Origin of the sequence: Thalassoglobus polymorphus (assembly GCF_007744255.1) — a bacterium.
Classification (GTDB): Bacteria; Planctomycetota; Planctomycetia; order Planctomycetales; family Planctomycetaceae; genus Thalassoglobus; species Thalassoglobus polymorphus.
Genome location: NZ_CP036267.1, coordinates 988,999 through 1,011,580 on the forward strand (window position 1 = coordinate 988,999; position 22,582 = coordinate 1,011,580).

Consider the following 22,582-nt stretch of genomic DNA (forward strand, 5'->3'; position numbering starts at 1 on the left):
TGACGAAGATGGAGAGTTATTTGTGATCGAGCAATTTCATGAGTAATTTTGCTCTGACCAACTTTTGACGACCCGCGCCCCAATTTTAAACGTCAAAGCGAAGGCTTCAGCGAAACTTGATTCTCAAGAAATCGACAAAATCTTTTGAGGCAATTCCTGACTTCCTACACGGTTTCACATCACTGGAGGAATTGAGTTGCAATTTTTAGAGGTCGTGGCAGCGATCGTTTTGTTCCTCGTTGGGCTCCGATTGTCGGCTTTTTTCAGTGGCTCGGAGACGGGATTTTATCGTCTCAGTTTACCCCGGCTGAACATCGATGCGCGTGCAGGGGACAGGCGAGCGCAGCAGCTTCTCTGGTTTACAAAGAATCCTGCTTACTTTGTGGCGACTTGTCTGATTGGAAATAATGTCGCTAACTATCTGACCACGGCGGCCATTGGGTGGGTCGCGCTTTTAATGTTGACCACAACGAACGAGCAGATTGATATCGCCGTCACGTTGTTGATGTCTCCGATTATTTTCCAGTTCGGTGAACTCCTTCCCAAGAGCATTTATTACCTGACTCCACTCACTCGGTTACGAAAAGATATCCGTTGGTTTCAGTACTTCTTTCGTGCGTTTTTAGTGCTCAGCTTCCCGCTTGTTTTGCTGACTCGGCTGCTTGAAAATTTGAGCATGCAAAAAACACAGCCAGCAGAAATCGTTCTTGGTCGAAATCGACTTGTACAGCTACTGCAACATGGACATGATGAAGGAGTGCTGACAGACATCCAAAGCCGACTGACGAACGGTCTCTTGCAACTCGCCCCACAGTCCGTGCGAACTTCGATGACTCCGCTTCCTCGGATTCTCGGCTTGCCAAATTCTGCTTCGAAGGCAGAAATCCTGGAGTTCGCAAGGAAGTTTGGAATTTCAGCTGTCGTCGTTCACCATTCCGAATCTCCAGAGGACTGGTACGGCTACGTCCCTGTAGCTGAATTGCTTCAGTCCGATGATCCACAATCAGTCATTCGTTCGATGCCGGTGATCGATCACCTTAGTAGTAAACTCGTCGCTTTGCATCAATTGCAGCGGTCACAGTCCATTTATGGAGTCGTCAAGAAAACCGATGCCTCCGGCGAGAGTCGTACTTTGGGAATTTTGTCACGGAACGGACTTGTCGAACAGATCTATCGCCCGGAACTCACCCAGTCAGCATTCCGCGCGACGTGAGGAAATCCTGTTTCGAAGTGCAGCGGCAGAAATTGAATCCAATTTCCAGAATCATCCAACACCCTGACAAGCTCCTTCGTAATCAATACTGATTCCTGCTGAACTTGACATGTCATTGACATGAACTTGTGGCAGGAACATGTTGAACCAGTCCAGAAGTTTGTGGATGCTTATTTTTCTCACTGTTTGAGGGGAGCAAACTCAGGTTTCAGGGGCAGTTCTAACGCCTTATCGCATCTTTCGAATTGGTGTTCAGGTTCTGCTTCGTGGAGAATGTGTGAATTTTCATGCGAAAAGCATTCTCCACGGGCACAAGAAGTACGAAAGTGTTCAAACGGTTTGAGTTTCGCTTGCCCGTGGTCATTCTCCATTCGAGCAGCGGGTTCAATTTGAAACGAGTTTAGATTGCGGCTTCGAGAGGCCGCTGAATGTGGACGCGATGCCTAACAGGTCTTCACCAAAGCAGAAGAGACTTCGTCCGGAAGAGATTGTCACCCTGAGTCGTGAGGTTCAGGCGATGGTCGCTGCTGGCGTCCCGTTAGATCTCGGAGTTCGGAGTGCTGCGGGAGGGTTCTCCCCCAGTTTGGAATCGGCTGCACACAAAATCGCAGATCGACTCGAACAGGGAGCCAGTATTTCAGAAGCGTTCCGCGATGAGGCTTCCGTTCCTCCAGTGTTCCGAGCGATTCTGGTCGCCGGGTTTCGATGCGGGGAAACAGAATCAGTACTTCGGGACATCACCAACCTGACGCAAATGCAGATCGCATTGCGGCAGGCTCTGAAGATTGGTTTGGTCTATCCGTTGATTGTCGTCTTTCTGGCGATGGCGTTGTTTCTGATTGTGATCAACGGGATGCTTCCCAAGTTGGCAGAATTCCATATTCAAATTGACGCAGTAGTTCCTCGCTGGATGTCTCTGCTGACGAACATTCCTGTCCCGCCGTCAGCTTCGATTTTCCTTTTGTTGGCGTTTTTTGCCTCGATGATCTGGCTCATCAGAACCGGTCGACTGACTCCCTTGGGGGGGCTTCTCTGGATGCCCGGCGTCTCCGGGGTCGTCAGGGATTTTTCGGTTGCTCATTTCTCCCATTTATTGTCCCTGCTAGTGAGTTACGGTGTGCCACTTCCCGAAGCACTTCGGCTGACTGCGGAGTCGATTCCCGATGGACCTTTGAAAGAGCAGACATACGCAGTCGCCACCAATGTTGAACGTGGTGAGGAAATTTCAGATTCGCTCGATGGTCAGGCAGCGTTTCCACCGTTTTTGAAGTGGTTGCTGGTGGCCGGGCAGCGTGATTCTGAATTAGGAGCAGCGCTCAAACATGCCTCCGAATTTTATCAGGGCCGCGCTCAAGGCCGGGCGATTTGGCTGAGCAAAGTGGTCCCAGCGACGTGCGTCGTCGTGATCGGTGGAAGCGTGACCTTATTATATACGTTGAGCGTCTTCGGGCCGATGGTCGAGTTATGGTCAAAGATGGCTCAGAACTGATCAGGTATTTATTTTGGTAACAGCAATACGGCTTCATGGAGTAGAACTTGGAATCTTCGGATGAGACATCTGATCCGCAACCGACTGAGCCTCGAACAGTATTGTCGCCGCTCATGATCGCTGCAGGTTTGCGCGCCGCTGCAAGTGAGATGTCGTCGAGTCAAGACCGGGAAGGTCTCATCAAGCTTGCCGATGCATTGCAGACCGGTGCGTCAGTGGATGGAGCACTCGCAAAAACTCCAGGTCTCCCCGCTGATCTTCAGCAAATCGTTCTCGCAGGAACCCAGACCGGTCGGCTTCCTCAATTGCTGGAAGAGTATCTTTCAACAAATCGTCAGTCTCGGACCCTTTGGAAGAGCTTCTACTTCAGTCTGCTCTACCCCACCGTCGTTCTTCTCTTTGCGACGATTACGGTCTCATTGTTTCTGGCACTGATCGTTCCACAATTCAAAGAGATTTTTTTTGATTTCGGAGTGGAACTTCCATTGCTGACTAAGGTGATCATTCAGTCTGCGGATGTCGCGAACAAAGTTTGGCTGCCGATGTTTTTTGTCTTCGTCTGTTTCGTTGTGCTGTTCCTCGTTCGCAAAGCGATTCCATTTGCAGCGTTTCGGGCACGCCTGTTTCATCTTCTACCTTGGATTGGAACGGCTCAAGCGATGGCAGCGGCCTCAGAATTTTGTTCGCGGTTAGCGGTTCTCGTTGAGTGCCGGATGCCGCTGGATGAAGCGATGCAGATTGTTTCGCAGACCGTTCATGATCCTTACATGAGTGAAGTGACAGACAAATTCTCAAATCAATTACGGTCGGGATCTCCGCCGGAGGAAGTCGCTCGAGATTTACCGGGACTCCCCCATTTTTTGAGGAACGCATTTCGCTGGTCGAATGACCCTGAGACATTTGCCGAGGGGCTCCGCTCATTGGCAATTGTGTATAGTTCGCAAGCTCGCGTTTCAGCCGGGCGGCTCATCATCGTCACCGAGCCAGTCGTTTTCGTTGGCGTGGCACTGGTGACAGGAACTGTTGTGGTCGGCATGTTCCTCCCGCTCATTCAACTGATCAACCTACTCAGCTAACAAGGGATCCCCGTTTATGGAGCCGCTCCTTATCCTGCTTGTGATACCATTCATCGCATTCATGATGTTGCGCGCCGATTCTCTACGCCGAAACGGCCTCGATCCACAAACTCGCGAAGCAGCTCGAAAGTCTCTTCCTGTCCTTTCCGTGGTGAGCTGGCTGATCGCTGCTCTCTTTTTGTACTTCGGTCTTCAGGAAATTCGAACACCTGAAGTCACTTACAGGTTTGTCTTCATTACAACAGCACGGATTGGGTTAGGAGTTGGGCTGCTGTTTCTCGGTTGGAAATCATGGCAAGTTTCGAAACATCTTGAGCAAGCGGATCTGCCACTTCAAGAAGTTGTTCGTCGCGATTTGGAAGAGACGACAGCCCGTATGACGGCAATCCTTTTTATTCTGTTACCTTTCGCATTACCTGCGATGGTCTTGTTGGCTTTTGTGGGGTTTATCCCATTGATTTTTGTCGGCGCCGCAAATTTTTCCAAAAGCTACATCTTGAATCAGCTCTTGTGGGCCTTTGCGCTTGCAACAAAAAATCAATCCGACCTGGCGATTGAAGTTCAGGCACTCGAACAGGTGATCCGGAGAGAGCAGAACTCAGTTGTGCGATATGTCTTTCTCGGACTGACAGCACTGGTCCTCGTTACTTTGGCTGGATTACTCTTCTCTTTTAATCAGCTCTTCGGCTTGTATTTTATGGTGGTCTTAATTTTCATCGCGTTTGCTTACGTGGTCCGTCGTGTCAGGTTGTTCTTTCTTATGGAAAGACTGGGAGTTCTAGCGGCATCATTGAACCACGGTCAGCCACTCAGTAAAGCGATGGGTCACCACCCTCAATTGTTCTCCTACGACTTGATCGGAGCGGTCGACAGTGCAGCCGAGCAGGGGGATCTATCGTCGGTGCTAAGTGAAATCGCCGCTGCTGATTCACGGAATTTTGAAAGAAAAAACGTAGCTGGCTCACTGACTGACACAGGTTTGCTCTATGTGGTAATCGTCTTTGCCATATTCTTACAGATAGTCGGTTTTATGATGTATTGGGTGATTCCGAAATTCAACTCGATCTTCGAGGACTTTGGCATTGAGCTTTCAAGATCGACTCAATTACTTGTTGATTTTTCAGACACTTTCGCTTCATACTGGTACCTGCTTGGACCTTTGATTTGCCTGCCGTTCTTTCCGTTTGTGGCGATCGCGCTCATGTCACAGGAAAATTCGAATTGGGTTCCGAACTTCATTTTGAGGCTGTTCCCCAGAATCGAAACGCCACAGTTATTGCGGCGACTCGGATATGTCGCCGATCAACGAGCACCACTTCAGCCGAGTTTGAAGTCGCTGGCACATGCGACGCCCGATTTCTCGCGCTCTCGCCGGTTTGAAAGACTCGAAAACCGGATCGAGCTCGGAGATTCTCTCGGACAGGCGCTCAATGATGAAGGGTTCGTGAACACCCGCGAGGCCTATTCCATCGACAACGCAGCCACGTCCGGTCACCTGGGGTGGGTGCTCACTTCGATAGCGGATTCGATTCAACAAAAACGTCGGAGTCGTTCCAGTTGGGCACTCGAATTTATCCGCCCGTTGATGATCATTTTCCTGGCAGTGCTCGTGGGCTTCTTCTGCATTGCCATGTTTATGCCCTTGGTCAAGATGCTGAATGAGCTTTCATGAGAAGAACAATTCACATTCCTGGACACGCCACTCGGCATGCTGCCACAACCGTTGAGTTTTTAACGGCGGGAGTCTTGCTTTCCGTCGTGATGACATTCCTGATTCCCTTTGTCGCTCGAATCTCACTGGTCAACCAAGGGATTGCAGATCGGGAATTTGCCTTGCGCGAAGTTCAAAACATCGTCACCGAATTACAACTGGGCAGCGACGTGCAAGAGTTATCTCACGACGCACAAAAACGATTGGACAATCCACAACTAAGTATTCAAAGAACTTCCGAGACTCCGAAGTCACTGGAGCAGGTGACGGTTTCCATTCAGTGGACAAATCGCTTTGGCGAACCGGGAAGTCCCGTTTCACTTTCGTACTGGCAATCTCAGGAGGAAGTGGAATGAGACGGACGGTGAAAAGACCTGCGGACAAGAGACTGACGGAGAAGAGCCCTTGCCAATGTCGGCAGGGTTGGACGCTGATTGAAATGTCGATCATCATTTCCCTGTTGGGAATTGTCGCACTGGTTGCAACGTCACTATTTTCCGTATTGATGGAGCTCGACACCTCGATTGCTTCGGCCTCTGCATTTGAATTGACGGCGCAACGCCTGGAAGATCAGCTGCGCACTGATTCCTATTCAGCAACGAGTTTCAATCAACTTGAGAATGGGTTCGATCTCGTCCCGTTGAGCGGACCTGTGATCGCCTATCGCATCGATCAGGGAAAGGTGACGCGATCCATTGATGGCGATCGTCATCGCTCAATCGATGAGTTCACTTTCGTTGATACCGACATTCAGTACGAAGTCGGCTCGCACCAACTCGAAGTGCTACTCACCAAGGTTCTTCCAGGTGAGTCTCGATCCCGAACTGCAGTACTCGAAACTCCGGCTGGCACATCGATCCGTTTCTTATTGCAGTTGGGGCGTTCACTAAGATTCCAATCCACTCAATACCCTTCCACTGCCCCGAAAAGTGGAGATGAAGAATGAAGTCGAAACGTATTCAACCAATTCAACTGGTACCAAATCGTCGATCAGGAGCCGCCATGATTATGGCGATTCTCCTCCTCCTGATCAGCACATCGATCTGCTTCTCAATGGCCCGCACTACTTCATTACGCCAAAGCCGGTTTGAAAATCGGCTGTGGAAACTGCAGGCCAACTTGCTCGCAGATTCCGCATTGGAGCAGGCGGCTCAACAATTACGCAATCAGTCTGATTCCTTTGAAGAGGTCTGGGAAGTGACTTTCAATAATGAGTCCGGTGAAGCACAGATGACCGCGCAACCGGTGAATTCAAATCAATACGAAGTGACAGTCGTCGCAATTTACCCCAGCGGAGTGCCGCAACGAGCACAAACCACAGTTCACGCAATGGTTGATGTGTCTGACTTGTCCGGCAATGAATCGGCTGAGTAAACGCTCACAATGCAGTTCAATACGATGAGATCTCCTATGAATCGCCAACTTAAACGTCGAGGCTTCACAGCGATTGAATTGCTGGTTGTCATCGCAATTATCTCAATTTTGGTTGCATTGCTATTACCCGCAGTGCAGCAGGCTCGTGAAACAGCACGCCGGGCGCAGTGTAAAAACAATCTGATGCAAATTGGATTAGCTCTGCACAGCTATCACCACACACATCAAACGTTGCCTCCTGGGACAATCAATTCAACTGGACCGATTGACAATGTTGGAAATGGCTATCATTTCAGTTGGACGACGCAAATCCTGCCTTACATGGATGAGCATCTGGCGTATCGAAAACTTGATTTCGAAAAGTCGATCTATGATCCGGCGAACAATGAAGTGATTGCCCGGACCAGCCAGACTTTCATGTGTCCTTCGTCATCTTCAGGAAACCATTCTTATGCTGGGTGTTATAATGATACGGAACAACCCATCGACATGGAGAATAATGGTGTGTTGTACTTAAACAGCAGGGTTCGATTTCGTGACGTCACCGATGGTCGACACGCGACCATTATGGTTGGAGAGGTCCGCTCGATCGAAAGTTGGGCTTACGGTACAAAATCGACATTACGGAATATGTCGCAAATGAATTCAAACCTCGATTCAGCGATGTATCAGAGAACTTCGGAGCGAGACTACTACGGGATTCCTGAAGTCGATCTGGATGAGATGATTGAATCTGGAGAGATTGATCCCAATAAACATGTCGGAGGGTTTCTCAGCTGGCATACTGATGGTTCACATTTTTGTTTCGTCGACGGGGCTGTGAAGTTCATCTCCGAGCGGACTGACCAACAGGTGCTCCTGAATCTCGGGAACCGCCATGATGGAAATTTACTGGAGCAGTTCTGAAAGTCGGTACAAGAGTTCCCGAGGCAGTCTGAGGCAATTTCAGTATTGGTCTTCACTGGCACGAGGATCATGAACGTGCTTGAAAAGTCATCTTATGATTCAGAACGAAAGAACCATCTCCCGGACATTCGACATAAGCACGACATCTCATGTTGTGATGTTGGTGGGGCTGTTCATAGGGTTTATGCAGTTGCCAGTTCCGGCGTACGCGCAGGGTTCCGACCCAGACTTGCTCGTCGTGGCGGAAACGGGTTGGGGATTTGATGGGCGTGTGAAGGTGCAGGAGTTCGTTCCGCTTTGGGTTCAAGTCAAAAACATCAGCAGCACTCCCTGGCAGGGGGAATTGCAGCTTTCAAGAAAAATGCGAGGAGAGCGTCAATTTGGAGCGACCATCGTCCAGAATGTTTCGCTGCAAGGAGATGAAATCCGCTGGATTCAGCTCTCGCCTTATGTCGTAGACGATTACGAAGATTGGGTGCTTCGTTGGGGACCGGGAAAGAATCATGTGATCGATCTCCCTCCGGTGCTCAAGGGGGAGCCACCGACTGTTCTCGTTTACGACTCCGATGCCGTTCTTCAGGAGACCACGGTTTTCCGGCGGATGCCTGAAGAGCGTTTTCCGACGTCGGTCACTTCAACAGATAGTTTGCGAGGCATCATTCTTGATCAACCTCCTTTCTGGCAGGGAGCACGTGCACGGGCCTTTCAGGATTGGTTAATTCTCGGAGGGCGTGTTTACATTTTGCATAACCGCGACGGGAAGTATCCCGTCTTTCCGATGGCATTAGCATTTTTGAATTCTGAGCAGACTCAGTTTCGAGTCGGTTCGGGATACGTTCGGAAAATTCCCCGAAAAGCCGAATCGTTTTCTATGACTCAGGCAAGTTCGGAGATCTTCAATGATGATTGGACAAGTGAAGATGAGAAGCTCAGGAAGGAGATGCTTAATACTGGAGCGAACCAATACAGTCCGTATGGTGGCCTCAATCTTTCTTGGTCAAAAAATCAGGATCTGTTTCGAGAACTGATGGAACTGGCAAAATTCGAACGGTTTTGGCCGTTAATTTACCTGTCTGTCTTTGCCTATCTCGCGACCTTGTGGCCCGGTTGTTACATCATCGGGACACAGCAAAAGAATGTGACACGGTTTTATGCTCTCTTCTTTGCAGCAACAGGATTTTTCGCTTTGACGTTCGGCTTGCTTGGGCAAGTGGGGGGACGTGCGGAGAATCGATCGAGGTCGGTTCTTCTTGCACGATCGTTAGGCGAGGGCAGTTTTGATGTGACCGGCTGGACCGTTTTGGCGAATATCTATTCCGGAGAGAAAGGGGTTTCGCACGCAGGGAACGGAATTTTCTATTCGACAACACAGGAAACCGAATATGTTCCCGGAGAGCTTCATTCCGGGACTGGCGGCGTCGCCTCGTTTGAGATGCTGCCTGATACAAAGCGGACATTACTCCATCGCGCTCGTGTTCGGACCGTTCTTCCGAATCCAAAAATGCTCGGGAGCGGGGATGAAGATCTGAAGCTGCAGTCACTTTCATTTGATATCACTGGGGCTTTCGATGAGGAGCCGATCTTCGCACTCGCAATCATTCGTGGGAATGTCTACGAGCTGGACATTCAGCAAAACCTACTGGAATTTGATCGGCGCAGGCAGCCAACAGTTCTCACTCAGTACTTGCAAAAGCCTATCGATTTTAACATGAATTTCAATATGTGGGGCGTGCCGAGACCGGCTGATGAGGACGAAACCGAAGACGAAAAGTTGATCGGTTTAGAGCAATACCGCTCACTCATTCGCCCCATGATTGGAAATAGTTTCGGATTCGGAAGAGAGATCGACCTGCGGAAGCTTAAGTCGCATAGCTCGGGAGTGCGGCTGTATGTCCTGACAAAGACACCCGCCAATTTTGAGTTCGACTCAAAAGATTTCCCCGACCGCGAGGGCGTTGTTCTGTTCTCGTACGATTATCCGTAAGGCGAGCGACAGATTAAGAATGACCAACGCAGCGTAGCCGGACCATTGTCACGAACGGGGCACGTACATTGTTGCAAGACACGTGACTGCATCTTTCGAATAGAGCAGCTTGCTCTATCGGTTGTAAGTCACTTCCTTTCCGCGTATTGAGCGATCCACCTTGCCGTCCGTAAAAACGGTTTGCCCCATCACCCAGGTTCTCACCGGCCAACCGGTCAGCTCGACACCATTCCAGGGGCTCCACCCGGTTTTCGTGAGTTGATCTTCGTCTCGAACCGTTTCTTTTTTGTGTAAATCAACCAGCACAAGGTCAGCGTCGAATCCTTCTTGGATGACACCCTTGTTGGCAATGTTCCAAACCTTGGCCGGGGCTGAAGACATCCAAGCCACGATTTGCTCAAGTGTGCATTCACCACGATGAGCGGCATCAAGCATTAATGCCAGTGAGTTTTCAATAGCTGGCAGACCTGAGGGAGCTCGGGGATACGGCTGGTCTTTTTCTTCAAGCGTATGTGGAGCATGGTCGGTCGCGATCACCTCGATGATCCCTTCCCGTAAGCCTTCCCAAAGACGTTTGTTGTCTGCGATCGTCTTGATGGAAGGATTCATCAGGACTTTCGAACCGAGGCGGTCGTAGTCGTCGAGATTGAAAAGCAGGTGATGAGGACAGGCTTCTGCGGTGACCCATTCCGGACGATTTGCGAGGAAGTCGACTTCTTGAGCGGTCGAAACATGTAAGACATGAAACGGATGTTTGTGCCGTGTTGAAAGATCGACCGCCCGTTTTGTGGCGATGAGCGCAGCTTCATGGTCCCGGATTTTTGAGTGGTCCCGGAATGTCTTTCCGCCATCGAGTCGTTCTCGATTGGCCCGGACAGTTGTTTCATCCTCGCAGTGAGCACAGATGGGAAGTGTTGTCTCAGCGAAAATTTGTTCAAGGGCCTCTTGCTCGTCGACGAGCAGAGGTCCAGTACTGGAACCAATGAAAATTTTAATGCCGGGAGTGCGCGTGGCCTGTTTAAGAAACTCTGTGTTCTCACCAGTCGCACCAACATAGAAACCGTAGTTGACGACAGTTTTTTCTGCTGCCCGATTGAGTTTATCTTCGAGGGCCTCGGGGGTTGTTGTGGTCGGATTCGTGTTGGGCATTTCGAGGAATGTTGTCACTCCGCCTTTTGCACAGGCGACACTTCCGGTGTGAAGATCCTCTTTGTGTTCCAGACCCGGTTCCCGAAAATGAACCTGATCGTCAATGACTCCCGGCAACAAGTGCAGCCCCGTCGCATCAATAACATGGTCGGTTGTAACTGATGCTGGCGGATCGATTCCGATGATTCTCTGATCTTCAATGAGAACGTTGACTCGCTCGGTTCCGGTCGGAAGAACAACATCAGCATTTCGAATCAAAGTGCGATTGGCCATGGGAAATCAATATCGGTTTGAGAGTGTTTGTGAGCCGGAGAGTTCTCGTCTCCGGATAAAATTTGGCTGATTCCGCAGGTCAACTGACAGGTGCAGACGATTTCTGCTCGATGATGATGTCCAGTTCTTCGCGAAGTCGCGGGAGAATTTCATCGTAAGGATAAGCTCCGATCGCTTCGGGGCCTTTCTTTAGATTGACGTGATTCGGGCCGCACCACAAACCGAGGTCGGCATCGTCCGTCTCGCCAGGACCATTCACGCGGCAGCCCATGACGGCGATGGTGATGTCATATTCTTGAGCGTATGTCGTCATCTCTTTGACTTGTTGAGCCAGGTCAATGAAGGCTTCGTTTTCAACTCGAGAGCAACTTGGACAGCTGATGATGTTCAACGTTTCTGTTCCGAAGTCGACAACAGTTCGAACGCGGCCCGCTGCGATGTCTTCGAGAATTTGACGACCTGCATCGATCTCTTCAGGCTTTCGCGGGTTCGGCAATGTGAGTGAGACGCGGATCGTATCGCCGATACCTTTGCTGATGAGTTGCTCGAAAGCAATTCGCGTTTTGATGATTCCATCGGGCGGCATACCTGCTTCCGTCACTCCCAAATGCAGCGGAATATCAGGTCGTTGCTCGGCGAAGCGAGTGTTGACTTCGATCACTTTTTGAGGATCGGAATCTTTGAGCGAGACGCAATAGCGAGTGAAGTTGAGTGAGTCGAGAAGTTCGCAATGTGCAATCGCACTTTCGAGCATTGGAGAAATGGAATCTTGCGGATCGTATTTTTCTTTCATTGCCGGATCGACAGAACCGCAGTTCACGCCGACGCGCATGGCGCAGTCATTCTCAACGGCCACATTGGCCAGGTACTCAACCTTCTCCTGCCAGGGCTTTTCACGCTCATGGTGATACAGATGCCCGGGGTTGTATCGCAACTTGGCGACATGTGGTGCGATGACCTCAGCAAGTCGATAGTTTTCCTGCAAATCGACGGCCAGGTTGGCTGTCACTTGCCGACTGATTTCTGCTAATGCTTCAGCATCTTTGGTGCTATCCACAGCGACCCGAACGACATCGGCTCCGGCATTGACGAGAGCGTTGATCTGCTCAATCGTTGCGTCGATGTTTTTCGTGTGAGTCGCTGTCATGCTTTGTACAGCGATCCGGTTTCCGTCGCCAATGGTGACAGTTCCGATTTTGACAGCTCGCGTTGGGTTACGCGGCAGTGTTCGCTCTTCCACGTCTTTCTTCCAGTTGATTTTGGGAGGCTTTGGGATCTCGATAGGCAGGCTCGGCGGAGCACTGATCTTCTTGCTACGATTGAACCATTGTCAAACCGTCATTGAACTGCTCATCATAACGGTTCCTCTGAATTCATGTAGAGAAAGATTTTTGAATTTGTGCCAGAGGAAATTTGTGCCAGAGGAAATTTGCGGCGGAGAAAATTTGTGACGGAGAAGTTGAGCAAAGAGGGTAGATGAGCCAAGAGACTCTCAATGCTTGTCGTATCCTCGTGAAGAACGCGTTCTCAAATAATATCGCTGATTGCCTAATATCGCTGCTCGCCACGAGTCAGATCCTGAGCACCAATTCGAAAAGATGCTCCAAAGACCAGCATTTGATTGACTTTAGCGTGTCCAAGTTGAAGCGATGAGATCGGCTCGCAGCCTCAAGTGTATTGGTAGAATGATTGTTGCGCTCACTCGGCGGGCGCAACGAATTCGTCGTAAAAGAAAACCTCCGCGGGTGCCGGCGAACGGATTTCTCCTGACCCGCAGTTTAAAGTGGGCACCGCTGGAACGGGTCCTGTGAGCCGGTCAGCCAATTTCACTAGGAAATCAACTCCCGGATTTACATTCAGCCGCTCCTGAGCAGTTCCCTGCGGATAGGAAGTCGGGTCTGGGAATACTGTTCGGTATCGAACACCGCAGAGGGGGTTAGATCGTTGATCCAACACTTCGATCCTACTCTGGAAGATGGTCGACAGCAAGCCTTGAATTCAAAGAATCTTGAAACGACTTTGCCGCACACTTTTGAGTGTGCGGCAAAGAAATTGTTGACACAGAAAACGATCTAGGATCGATCTCCCTGTGGGATATACGAGCTCAGTTTTTGGTCCGCGAACATCTCTTTGCTGGTGTTCAGTTGCGCGAGCCGTAAGCGTCCATCAATCATGGGAACGCTGACCCAGTTGTCGCCGATCAAAGGGCGGGCATATTTCACGAAGTCATCAGTGACATCGGTTCCGCACTCGCTGATCCACTGGCTTGGGAATTTTCGATCTTTCTCTGCCACTTCGCTGAGAGGAACTTTGTCGTAACGAACCTGATAGTTGTCCCAATCTGTTCGCAGGATTGTCGACATGTACCCATGTTCGCCAGCTCCGGCCAGCAAGGCTGCCTTCTGTCCGACGTAGTAGGATTCTTCCAGGTCGACGGTCGATGCGTAAACCATATCGTTTCGCTGGTGAGTTCCCGGAACGTTACAGCGGGCGGCCCCTTTGACTGCGAGTCCACGATCGTTCAAGGCGTTGGTGAGCATTTGACCGACAGTGATTTTGCTGGAGGAGAACGTGGGATGTCCGAAGGAATCACGGACAATGAACTCTTCCGGAATTTCCAGTCCGGTGATCGAAAGACCTTCGCTGACGACGACGATCGCACGTCCACGTTCTTTGAGCATCGTGTTGATGTTCTCGTGGATCTGGTCGATGGTGACTTCTTTTTCAGCGAGGTAAATCTGTAAAGGCATTTCACGTTTAGGATCAGCCAGACGTGCTGCTGCTGGGATGTAACCAATTTTGCGACCCATTGCTTGCAAAACGAGCACAGGGTCTGCCGGGCTGGAACCACGGTTTTCTTCGTTCGCCTGTTGGATGTAGTGCGCCCAGTAGCGAGCGGTTGAACCGTATCCGGGCGTGTGGTCGACAAGTTTGAATTCGCTGTCGCCGACATCGTTGTCGATGGTTTTGGGACCACCCAATCCACAGACATCAAGACCGCGTTCACGAGCCAGATTCGCGACAGTATATGCGGTGTGCATCGAATCGTTTCCGCCGACGTAGCAGAAATACCCGATGTTGTGGGCTTTGAAGACTTCCATCACGCGATCAAAATCTTCGTCCTGTCCAGGTTTGAGTTTGTATCGACACGTCCCGAAAGACCCGGCAGCGGGAGTCGTTCTGAGAAGTGAAATTTCTTCCTCGCATTGCTTTGACAGATCGAGAAGTTCTTCTTTGAGAACTCCTTCGATGCCGTGCCAGCCTGCGTAGACTGTGTCAATTTCATCCATCTGCCGAGCAGTCTCGACAATTCCACGAACGGTGTTGTTGATCACCGCTGAAGGGCCGCCCGACTGGGCGACGATCATATTTTTACCCATCTCGATCGCTCGTTTTTACAGTTACTGACTGATTGTTGACAACAGAATAGACTCCCCAGGCAATGCAGGGATGTCTTCATTTGATCGGTTTTTGACCATCACAACTGTCGTTGAACCACGATATTAGTGAATGAGAGATCGAATGTGAAACGCTGCGTCGGACGTATCAACAAAGAGGTGGGTGTCGATTGCGTGAGTGGTCGTCAACTAGTGCGACAGCGATCGCAATTTGCATTGTGGACTGACGCTGTGAAATTTAGAACTCGCCAAAGTCTAAAACGGGGACCTGTTAGGGGGGGACTGCACCGATGAAGTTTCGTCCACCAATGGCGGAGGTAGCAGCTAAGCGGAGATCGTTCCCTTCCGGTTTCAGGAAATCGGGGGATTTCGGGTCAGTGGTGAGGAACTTTACGTTTTCAGCGTCTGTTTTTCCGTTCTTTTTAAAGATGTTCAGCCAAGTGGAAGAGTCTTTCAAAGGACCTGTCGTCCAGTTGTTTTGAGTAGGGATTGCGGAGCCGGAGAAGTCTGCGAGTGAGACATTCTCTTCGTTCGTGGCGACTTCGGACTGTTGAACATTCACGAACAGGTTTTGAACGATGGAGTTTTCCGTGGAGGCGGAATTCGGTCCCGACTCAAAATTGATGCCACGAATAACATCATGAAATGTATTGTTCGCGATCATGAATCGAGTTGTTTCATGTGCTTTTCCGGCAAAGCTGATCCCCGAATGAGTTTTGTGAAAAATTGAGAGAGCAATTTCGATTTCTGTCGAGACTCCCTGATTGTTGGTAAAGAGGATTCCCTTAGCCATCGGGCCGAGAAATTCACAACCGATAATGTTCACCTGTCGCGTGTTCATAATTTCTGAATCAGAGAAGCGAATTCCGACGGCATTGTCGGAACTCCCCTCGAAGCGGCAATCCTGAATTGTTAATCGTTGGCTTGAAAGCCCTCCAGCCCCGATTGATTGGATCCCGGTCTCTGAGAGGTTCGTGAATGTGATGTTTGAGAGGGTGGTTCCGCTCAAATATCCAGACAATTCTGCACCAACAGGTTGGTTAGAACAGTCGATCACCAGATTCGAAATCGTAAGGTTTTCTACGGAATTGAGTACCAGACTCGAAGCGTCGCTTGCCTTGAGAACTGGAAACTCAGGTCCCTCTCCGGTAATGGTGAAAGGACTTGGGAAGCTGCCAAACCCAGAATTGTTGATCAAAATCGCATCGTCAAGAGTGTGCCCTTTGGCAATTCGGATTTCCTGAATCGAAGTCGGTTTGTCGCGATCAATAGTCAGGTATCGAATTGCTTCGCTGACCAGATTGAAGTCCCCTTTGGGGCCAACGTGGATGACGGTTCCAGTAATTTCCTTTTGAGGAATCTTGGACTCTGTTTCCGTTTCTGTTTTTGGTGGATTGTCCGAAAGGACCGGTACAGGTTCTTCTGGAGTGCGGGAAAGCTGGTAGATGACCCCGATTCCGGCCAACAGAGAGGTGATCACTAATCCGACGAAGAGCGGGCTGACACCCATTCGCTTTCGTAATTTCTTCCGTTGAGCCTGACTGCTGGCACGATGTGCCACAATTGACGACGGGTCAGGTGTCAAGACACTTGTTGCCGAATCTGAAGGATGCGGAGAGACTGGCTTGGGCTCTTCAACGACCTTCTTTTTGGCTGACTTGGAAGTCGAGGAACTCGATTGAGATGCGGGACTCGTTGGGGACTCAGCAGGGCCAGACTGTTGCAGATGTGTAAGGAAGTCGCTGATTGCTCCGTTGTCCTCCGAATCTTGCTCCGGTTTTGAAGGAAGATCATGAAGCACGAACGGTGAGGATTCCGTTGTTGCCGCAGTGGCTGGGTCAGCGAGCCAGTTCTCAAGTTCCTCAGCGACTTCTCCAGCGGTTTGGATTCGCTGTTCCGGGTCCTTGATCATCATTCGGTTGATCAATTCAGAGAGCGGCTTCGGGACATCATTTCGATACTGGCTCAGCGGCGGTGCATCTTTTGTTTGGTGAGCGAGCAGTCTCTGAGCGAGCGTTCCTTGATCGTAAGGAGGTTCCCCAGCCAGGAGAAAATAAAATGTACAACCCAAAGCGTAGATATCAGCGCGGGTATCAACCAGGTGGCTGTCTACAGCTTGTTCGGGGGCAAGGTAATCTGCAGTTCCGAGGACTTTTTCTTCATTCGCGACAGTCACGGAGAAGGCTTCCGGATCATCGTTGACCATCGCCAGTCCAAGGTCCATCAACTTGACGATGCCCTGTTCATCGACCAGAAAATTCCCCGGCTTCACATCCCGGTGAACCATTCCTGCGTCGTGGGCGTGCTGCAGCCCCAAGGCTCCTTGTCGGATGTAGTCGGCAGCTGTTCGTGGGTCGAGAGGCCCCTGCGATTTGATCAACTCGTAGAAGTTCTGCCCTTTGACATATTCCATCACCAGGAAATGGATTTCCATTTTCCCATCGGTGACGTGATCAACATCATAGGCCCGAACGATATTCGGGTGGTCAAGGGCCGCGACAGCTTGCGCTTCGCGATAAAACCGTGGAAGGTAAGATGTATCCGCGACAAGCTTATAGGGGAGAACTTTAACAGCTGTCTGCCGCTTCATCACGATGTGTTCCGCCAGATAAACGGAACTCATTCCGCCGCGACCGAGGAGGCGGAGCAACTTGTATTTCCCCAGGAAAAACCCTTTGTGTTTTCCTTTGAGAAGTTTCGAAGCGTGCCAGCTGGTAATCTTGCCGCTTTCCACAAGCGAATCTGCGAATGCCTCTGCAGTGACTTCAGTGGCCTGACTTGAGAACTGGTTCCAGCTTGTATTGAGCGTCGCTTCTTCCACGAGGCCACTCTGCTTGAGAGCGGAAAGAAATTTCTCGATTGGGGCGCTCGTCAAACTCATGACGTTGACATACTGGCTTTATGAAGGGAAATGGTTTCAGAGAGTCGATCAAGCTACTCTGATGTTACAAGGATAGGATGCCATTTCGTGTTCTGTATAGTCTTCCCTCGAAAGAAGTTTGGAAAGAGAGACAGAGCGAGATCGGTCGTTTGGTGAGTCCCGGTGCTTTCTCACATTTTTTTCATGAAAATGATGAATGAGTGCGAACTTTGGGACGATTCGAGATGTGAGCATGTTGCACGTTTGAGAACTCTCTGTCTCTGATCGCAGAGACCAGTTCGGGCTTCTTGTGGTTGTTGAACATTGACTGAGACTGGCTGAGACTGGCGGTTTACAATCGGCGATGAGATCACCCACCTTGAAATGCAGTTTTCCAGAGTTTTTCGCTGCTTGATTCATGGATTCCACCCATCCAGAATCACTTGAATGAACTCAGGGTCTGAGGCTGAATGGAGGTGACGAACAGTTGTAAGGCGTTTTCTTTTGGCCACAACTTGAAGAGTCGATCAGAAAAAAAGTGAATCAAGACGACTCCGAGAGCTTTGGCTGAGGTCCTAAATCTGTGTCATTACATTATTTCCGTTCATTTTTCTTTCCCATTTCACCGAAAGTGAGAAGAGACCTCTGGAAATCAGCGAACCTGCGGTCGATTATTGTCGTCCAACGATACTTGGTTCGCTACAATACGTGCACTTCTTTGACTCTCCTGGTTGGAAGGTCTAAATAAGTGAACCTGTAGACATCGATTTCTGTCCTTGGCAAATCGGTGAGATGAGATTCCTGGAAGAAAGTTTGAGCCTCCTCCTCTGGGAGTGTAGGTCGAACAGTCTGTCGGGAATCGAATATTCGTGATGACTAATTGAGAACTGGTCCTGAAACCTGAGTTGGCACTCTCAAACATTGAGAATGTGTGATTTTCTCTGGAGTTTTCGGACTGATTCAAAATTGTGATCACAAAACGAAATTGTGTGCTCGCTGACTCGTTATGAGAATTGCAAAACGGGTCGAGTCTTTGAAACTATTAGGTCTGGATTAAGTCTGACTAAGCATTTGAGAAAAGGCAGAACAGTGTCGACCGCGACTGAATCGAAAACGGAACAAATCACCATGACCGGTGCGGATATTCTTGTCGAATCACTTATTCGTCAGGGCTCCGAGTCCGTATTCGCCTATCCCGGCGGGGCAAGTATGCCTCTCCACCAGGCGTTGCGAAAGTGCCGCGACCGCATCCGAACAATCCTTCCCCGTCACGAACAGGGTGGAGGGTTCGCTGCTCAAGGCGTTTCGCGAACGAGTGATCAAATCGGCGTTTGCATGGCGACGAGCGGACCGGGAGCGACCAATCTCGTCACCTCGCTGGCAGATGCCAAGATGGACAGCGTCCCGATGATCGCTGTCACAGGTCAGGTTTCGCAAAAAGTGATCGGGACTGATGCGTTTCAGGAGACGCCGATCGTTGAGATCGCCCGCGCGATCACGAAGCATCATTATATGATCACTGCTGACGATCCTGATGATGAGGAATCGGTTCAGGAAGCGTTGCGAAGTATCCCACGAATTGTGAAAGAAGCGTACTTCGTTGCTCGCACCGGTCGACAGGGCCCAGTCCTGATCGATTTCCCAAAGAACATTCAAATTGCGGTCGCAGAATCGGATATCGACTACGATCCGCCAATGTTCTTGCCTGGGTATCACCCCGAAAGACGAAAAGTTGCGCAGGAACAAGTGAATCAGGTGATCGCTGCCATTCGCCGATCGAAGAAGCCGATTCTCTATGTTGGAGGAGGATGTATTGCCTCTGACGCAGCAGGTGAATTGACCAAGTTCGCAAAACGCGCAAACATTCCTGTCACCATGACTTGCATGGGGCTGGGTGCCTTTCCAGGAGACGATCCGCAGTCACTCCACATGCTCGGAATGCACGGAACAGTTTACTCGAACTATGCAGTCGATGAAGCGGATCTGTTGCTCGCCTTTGGGGTGCGGTTCGATGATCGCGTGACCGGAAAGTTGGACGAATTCGCGAAGCACGGGAAAATCGTGCATGTGGATGTTGATCCATCTGAAATGCACAAAAATAAAGAAGCTCACATTCCTGTGATCGCCGATTTGAAAGTCTTCCTCGAAGCTCTTAACGAGTCCTTCACCGACGAAGACATTCCGGAAACCGATGAATGGTGGACGCAAGTCAATGAGTGGAAAGAGAAGTATCCACTCAAATACGCGGACGCAGGAGACTTCATTCTGCCTCAATACGCCATTGAAGAACTTTGGCGACAAACGGTTGAAAAGGATCCTTACATCTGCGTTGGTGTCGGACAGCACCAGATGTTTGCCGCTCAGTTCTACAAATTCCGCAAGCCGAATCACTGGTTGTCCAGTTCAGGGCTGGGAACGATGGGTTTTGGTCTGCCGGCAGCTATGGGAGTGCAAGCGGCTCACCCCGATTCACTCGTTGTCGATATCGACGGCGACGGCTCGATCCTGATGAACATTCAGGAACTGGCGACATTGCACTGTGAAAAACTGCCAGTCAAAGTCTTGCTCTTGAACAACCAGCACTTGGGAATGGTCGTTCAATGGGAAGATCGGTTCATGGATGGAAGACGAGCAAACACTTATCTGGGACCAGTTGATCACCCTGAAGCGTTGGGTGAAGGAGAGGGCAGTCACTACGAAGAGACCTACCCGAACTTCGTTCAAATGGCGCAAAGCTTTGGACTTCAAGCAAAACAGGTCCGCAGCAAGAAGGAATTCCCAGCTGCCCTGAAAGAAATGCTCGAAAGCGACGGAGCCTACGTGCTCGACGTTGTCTGTCCATATCAAGAACACGTGCTGCCGATGATCCCCAGTGGCGGAACGGCTCGCGACATTATCATCGACTAAGCATTGTCGACTGAACTGTTTTTTAGACTTTGATTCTATTGCGACGGGACTCACATTCCGTCGCAATAGTTATTTTAAGCAGCTCAATTTGCAGCTCAAGTCCATTCAACGGTGCGATTCAGAGGATGACCTCGCAAGAGAAATCGATTTACTTTCAGTCCACGATAAGAATTTCTGTTGACGCCGCCGATGCCTCAGCGTAGCATCACGCGATACTCAATCGAATTTTGATACAAATTCAATGATCTCTCACTGCAATCAACTCGAAAAAACAACCGCTCCACAGCACGACACTCCGTGCAGTGGCGGAAGTTTCTTTTATTCGTTTTGGTTTAGCTACCGGGGCTCCCGGGGTTGGTAGTGGAGATCGTTTAGAACGACGAAACAAATCAAGACCCTGGTCCCCATGTGGATTCAGGGTCTTTTTTTGTTTCAAGACAATTTTTGCTTTGAACTCAGCTGAGCCGATGCTCGAAAACTGAAATTTCCAACGACAAACAACACCTTCGCTGCAAAGGCGAGACCTGGAGTAGAACAATGATCATTGTCATGAAACCCAACCCATCACGAGAAGTCGTTCAAGGGATGGTCGAACGCGTTGAAAAGATGGGGCTTAAGGCCCATGTGATTGAAGGGACCGAACGAACTGTGATTGCAGCAGTTGGGGATGACCGCAAAGGGAACAAGGCGGTTTTCGAATCCTACGAGGAAGTCGAAAAGGTCATGCCTATTCTCGCGCCGTACAAAATCGCGAGTGTCGAAACCAAGCCAGAGTCAACTGTCATCAAGGTTCGGGATCTCGTCATCGGCGGGGGAACTGTCGGGGTGATCGCTGGACCGTGTTCAGTTGAAAGTGAAGAGCAAGTCATGGAAACAGCTCGGCAAGTGAAAGCAGCCGGAGCAAAAGGGCTACGCGGGGGAGCTTTCAAACCTCGGACAAGTCCTTACTCATTCCAGGGGATGAAGGAAGAAGGGCTCAAACTTCTGGCAGCAGCCCGCGAAGAAACCGGACTCGCGATCGTCACCGAAGTGATGACGCCTCATCATGTCGAGCTTGTTGCTGCATACACCGATGTTCTTCAGATCGGTGCGAGGAACATGCAGAACTACCACTTACTTCAGGCTGTGGGTGAAGTTCGCAAGCCGATTTTGCTCAAGCGTGGAGCCTCAGCCAGCATGGATGAGTTCCTGCTGGCTGCCGAATACATCCTTGATCAAGGCAATCAGGAAGTGGCACTTTGCGAACGGGGAATTCGAACTTTCGAAACACATACAAGATTCACGCTTCCGCTTGCTTCGGTTCCTTACTTGAAAGCTCGCACACATTTACCGATCGTCATCGACCCCAGCCATGGAACCGGTGTGGCCTCGCTGGTGACTCCGATGTGTCGAGCCGCTGTCGCTGCCGGAGCGGATGGCTTGATCATCGAAGTCCACCCCGATCCGAAAAATGCAGCGAGCGATGGTGCTCAGTCGTTGACACCAGAAGTTTTCGCGGCCGCTATGGAGCAATGCCGCAAAGTTGCAAATGCACTCGATCTGAATATGTAGTTAAAGGAGATGTCGTAGAACGATTTCGTGTTCCGGTGTTTGCGAGAAACACTTTTCGTATGATGAATCGCAGCCTCCTGCGAGGCGGAGCGCGAACATCATTTCCGAAGATGAACTCACCCCACAGTTCCAGTGTGGGGTCTTCAAGAGAGAACCATGAAGAACATTCGCTGTCTGCTCACCGAAGAAGAAATTGCTGAAGCTGTCGCTCGCCTCGGGAAACAGTTGACTCAGGAGTACTCAGGTCGTGAGTTGACGATTCTCGGCGTTCTGACTGGGAGTATTGTTTTAGTGACCGACTTGATGCGGCGAATCGAAGTGCCGCACCAACTCGGTTTAGTTCAAGCTTCCAGCTATCGAGGAAAAACAACCGAGGCGGGTGAGTTGCGAATCAATCTTGATTTTCTACCAGAGATTCGAGGGCGCGACGTCTTGCTCGTCGACGACATCTTCGACACGGGGCAAACACTCAGCCGCATCTCAGAACAGCTCGAATTGTTTGAGCCGAAGCGAATTCGTTCGGCGGTTCTGCTTTGGAAAAAGTCGCGCACCCAAGTCGATTTGGTTCCCGACCATTACTGTTTCGACATCCCTGATGAATTCGTCGTCGGTTACGGCCTGGACTACAACGGAGAATACCGAAACCTGCCTTACATCGGAGTGATCGAAAATCAGGTGTCATGAAAGCGAT

16 protein-coding genes and 1 other RNA gene are annotated in these 22,582 nt (G+C 50.3%); 12 read left to right on the top strand and 5 right to left on the bottom strand.

The features are described from left to right. Positions 1-196 precede the first annotated feature (196 nt). From Mal48_RS03695 to Mal48_RS03735, 9 genes are all read left to right on the top strand, one after another. Complete coding sequence (locus Mal48_RS03695) at positions 197-1,213, top strand: CNNM domain-containing protein (RefSeq protein WP_197442022.1); 1,017 nt, start codon at positions 197-199, stop codon at positions 1,211-1,213. Positions 1,214-1,652: 439 nt separating this feature from the next. Then, on the top strand, positions 1,653-2,702 hold the full coding sequence (locus tag Mal48_RS03700) for a type II secretion system F family protein (RefSeq protein ID WP_145196251.1): 1,050 nt from the start codon (positions 1,653-1,655) through the stop codon (positions 2,700-2,702). Between the two features lie 47 nt (positions 2,703-2,749). Next, positions 2,750-3,778 carry a type II secretion system F family protein gene (locus tag Mal48_RS03705; protein ID WP_145196253.1) on the top strand — a complete coding sequence of 343 codons (1,029 nt, stop codon included), beginning with the start codon at positions 2,750-2,752 and terminating at the stop codon, positions 3,776-3,778. A 16-nt stretch (positions 3,779-3,794) separates the two neighbouring features. Then, on the top strand, positions 3,795-5,450 hold the full coding sequence (locus Mal48_RS03710; RefSeq protein ID WP_145196256.1) for a type II secretion system F family protein: 1,656 nt from the start codon (positions 3,795-3,797) through the stop codon (positions 5,448-5,450). Next, positions 5,447-5,845: a hypothetical protein gene (locus Mal48_RS03715; RefSeq protein ID WP_145196258.1), complete on the top strand. Its 399-nt coding sequence runs from the start codon at positions 5,447-5,449 to the stop codon at positions 5,843-5,845. The genes Mal48_RS03710 and Mal48_RS03715 overlap by 4 nt, the downstream gene beginning before the upstream one ends. Beyond that, entirely contained in the window at positions 5,842-6,435 is a 594-nt protein-coding gene (locus Mal48_RS03720; protein WP_145196260.1) for a pilus assembly FimT family protein, read from the top strand. The genes Mal48_RS03715 and Mal48_RS03720 overlap by 4 nt, the downstream gene beginning before the upstream one ends. Then, on the top strand, positions 6,432-6,863 hold the full coding sequence (locus tag Mal48_RS03725) for a hypothetical protein (protein WP_145196262.1): 432 nt from the start codon (positions 6,432-6,434) through the stop codon (positions 6,861-6,863). The genes Mal48_RS03720 and Mal48_RS03725 overlap by 4 nt, the downstream gene beginning before the upstream one ends. 36 nt (positions 6,864-6,899) lie before the next feature. Further along, positions 6,900-7,769: a DUF1559 domain-containing protein gene (locus Mal48_RS03730; protein ID WP_145196264.1), complete on the top strand. Its 870-nt coding sequence runs from the start codon at positions 6,900-6,902 to the stop codon at positions 7,767-7,769. A 94-nt stretch (positions 7,770-7,863) separates the two neighbouring features. Further along, complete coding sequence (locus tag Mal48_RS03735) at positions 7,864-9,753, top strand: hypothetical protein (protein WP_145196266.1); 1,890 nt, start codon at positions 7,864-7,866, stop codon at positions 9,751-9,753. A gap of 114 nt (positions 9,754-9,867) precedes the next feature. On the opposite strand, the gene Mal48_RS03740 is transcribed toward Mal48_RS03735, so the two are convergent. The 5 genes from Mal48_RS03740 to Mal48_RS03760 all read right to left on the bottom strand — a co-directional run bounded on the left by Mal48_RS03740 (position 9,868) and on the right by Mal48_RS03760 (position 17,454). After that, positions 9,868-11,175 (bottom strand): dihydroorotase, encoded by a 1,308-nt coding sequence (locus Mal48_RS03740; protein WP_145196268.1) that lies wholly within the window; start codon positions 11,173-11,175, stop codon positions 9,868-9,870. A 79-nt stretch (positions 11,176-11,254) separates the two neighbouring features. Beyond that, on the bottom strand, positions 11,255-12,415 hold the full coding sequence (gene ispG / locus Mal48_RS03745; RefSeq protein ID WP_231739893.1) for a (E)-4-hydroxy-3-methylbut-2-enyl-diphosphate synthase: 1,161 nt from the start codon (positions 12,413-12,415) through the stop codon (positions 11,255-11,257). Between the two features lie 492 nt (positions 12,416-12,907). Next, a non-coding RNA gene (gene ssrS / locus Mal48_RS03750) (6S RNA) lies at positions 12,908-13,111 on the bottom strand. A gap of 136 nt (positions 13,112-13,247) precedes the next feature. After that, positions 13,248-14,555, bottom strand: a complete 1,308-nt coding sequence (locus Mal48_RS03755) for a diphosphate--fructose-6-phosphate 1-phosphotransferase (protein WP_145196270.1) — start codon at positions 14,553-14,555, stop codon at positions 13,248-13,250. Positions 14,556-14,844: 289 nt separating this feature from the next. Beyond that, positions 14,845-17,454: a protein kinase domain-containing protein gene (locus tag Mal48_RS03760; RefSeq protein WP_145196272.1), complete on the bottom strand. Its 2,610-nt coding sequence runs from the start codon at positions 17,452-17,454 to the stop codon at positions 14,845-14,847. Positions 17,455-18,561: 1,107 nt separating this feature from the next. Between Mal48_RS03760 and ilvB the strand changes: the two genes are divergently transcribed. The 3 genes from ilvB to hpt all read left to right on the top strand — a co-directional run bounded on the left by ilvB (position 18,562) and on the right by hpt (position 22,575). Then, positions 18,562-20,340 carry a biosynthetic-type acetolactate synthase large subunit gene (gene ilvB / locus Mal48_RS03765; protein ID WP_145205703.1) on the top strand — a complete coding sequence of 593 codons (1,779 nt, stop codon included), beginning with the start codon at positions 18,562-18,564 and terminating at the stop codon, positions 20,338-20,340. 537 nt (positions 20,341-20,877) lie between these two features. After that, the gene (gene aroF, locus Mal48_RS03770; protein WP_145196274.1) at positions 20,878-21,891 is read left to right on the top strand and encodes a 3-deoxy-7-phosphoheptulonate synthase; all 1,014 of its coding nucleotides are present in this window, start codon (positions 20,878-20,880) and stop codon (positions 21,889-21,891) included. 156 nt (positions 21,892-22,047) lie between these two features. Next, on the top strand, positions 22,048-22,575 hold the full coding sequence (gene hpt / locus Mal48_RS03775) for a hypoxanthine phosphoribosyltransferase (protein WP_231739898.1): 528 nt from the start codon (positions 22,048-22,050) through the stop codon (positions 22,573-22,575). The last annotated feature ends 7 nt before the right edge of the window (positions 22,576-22,582 follow it).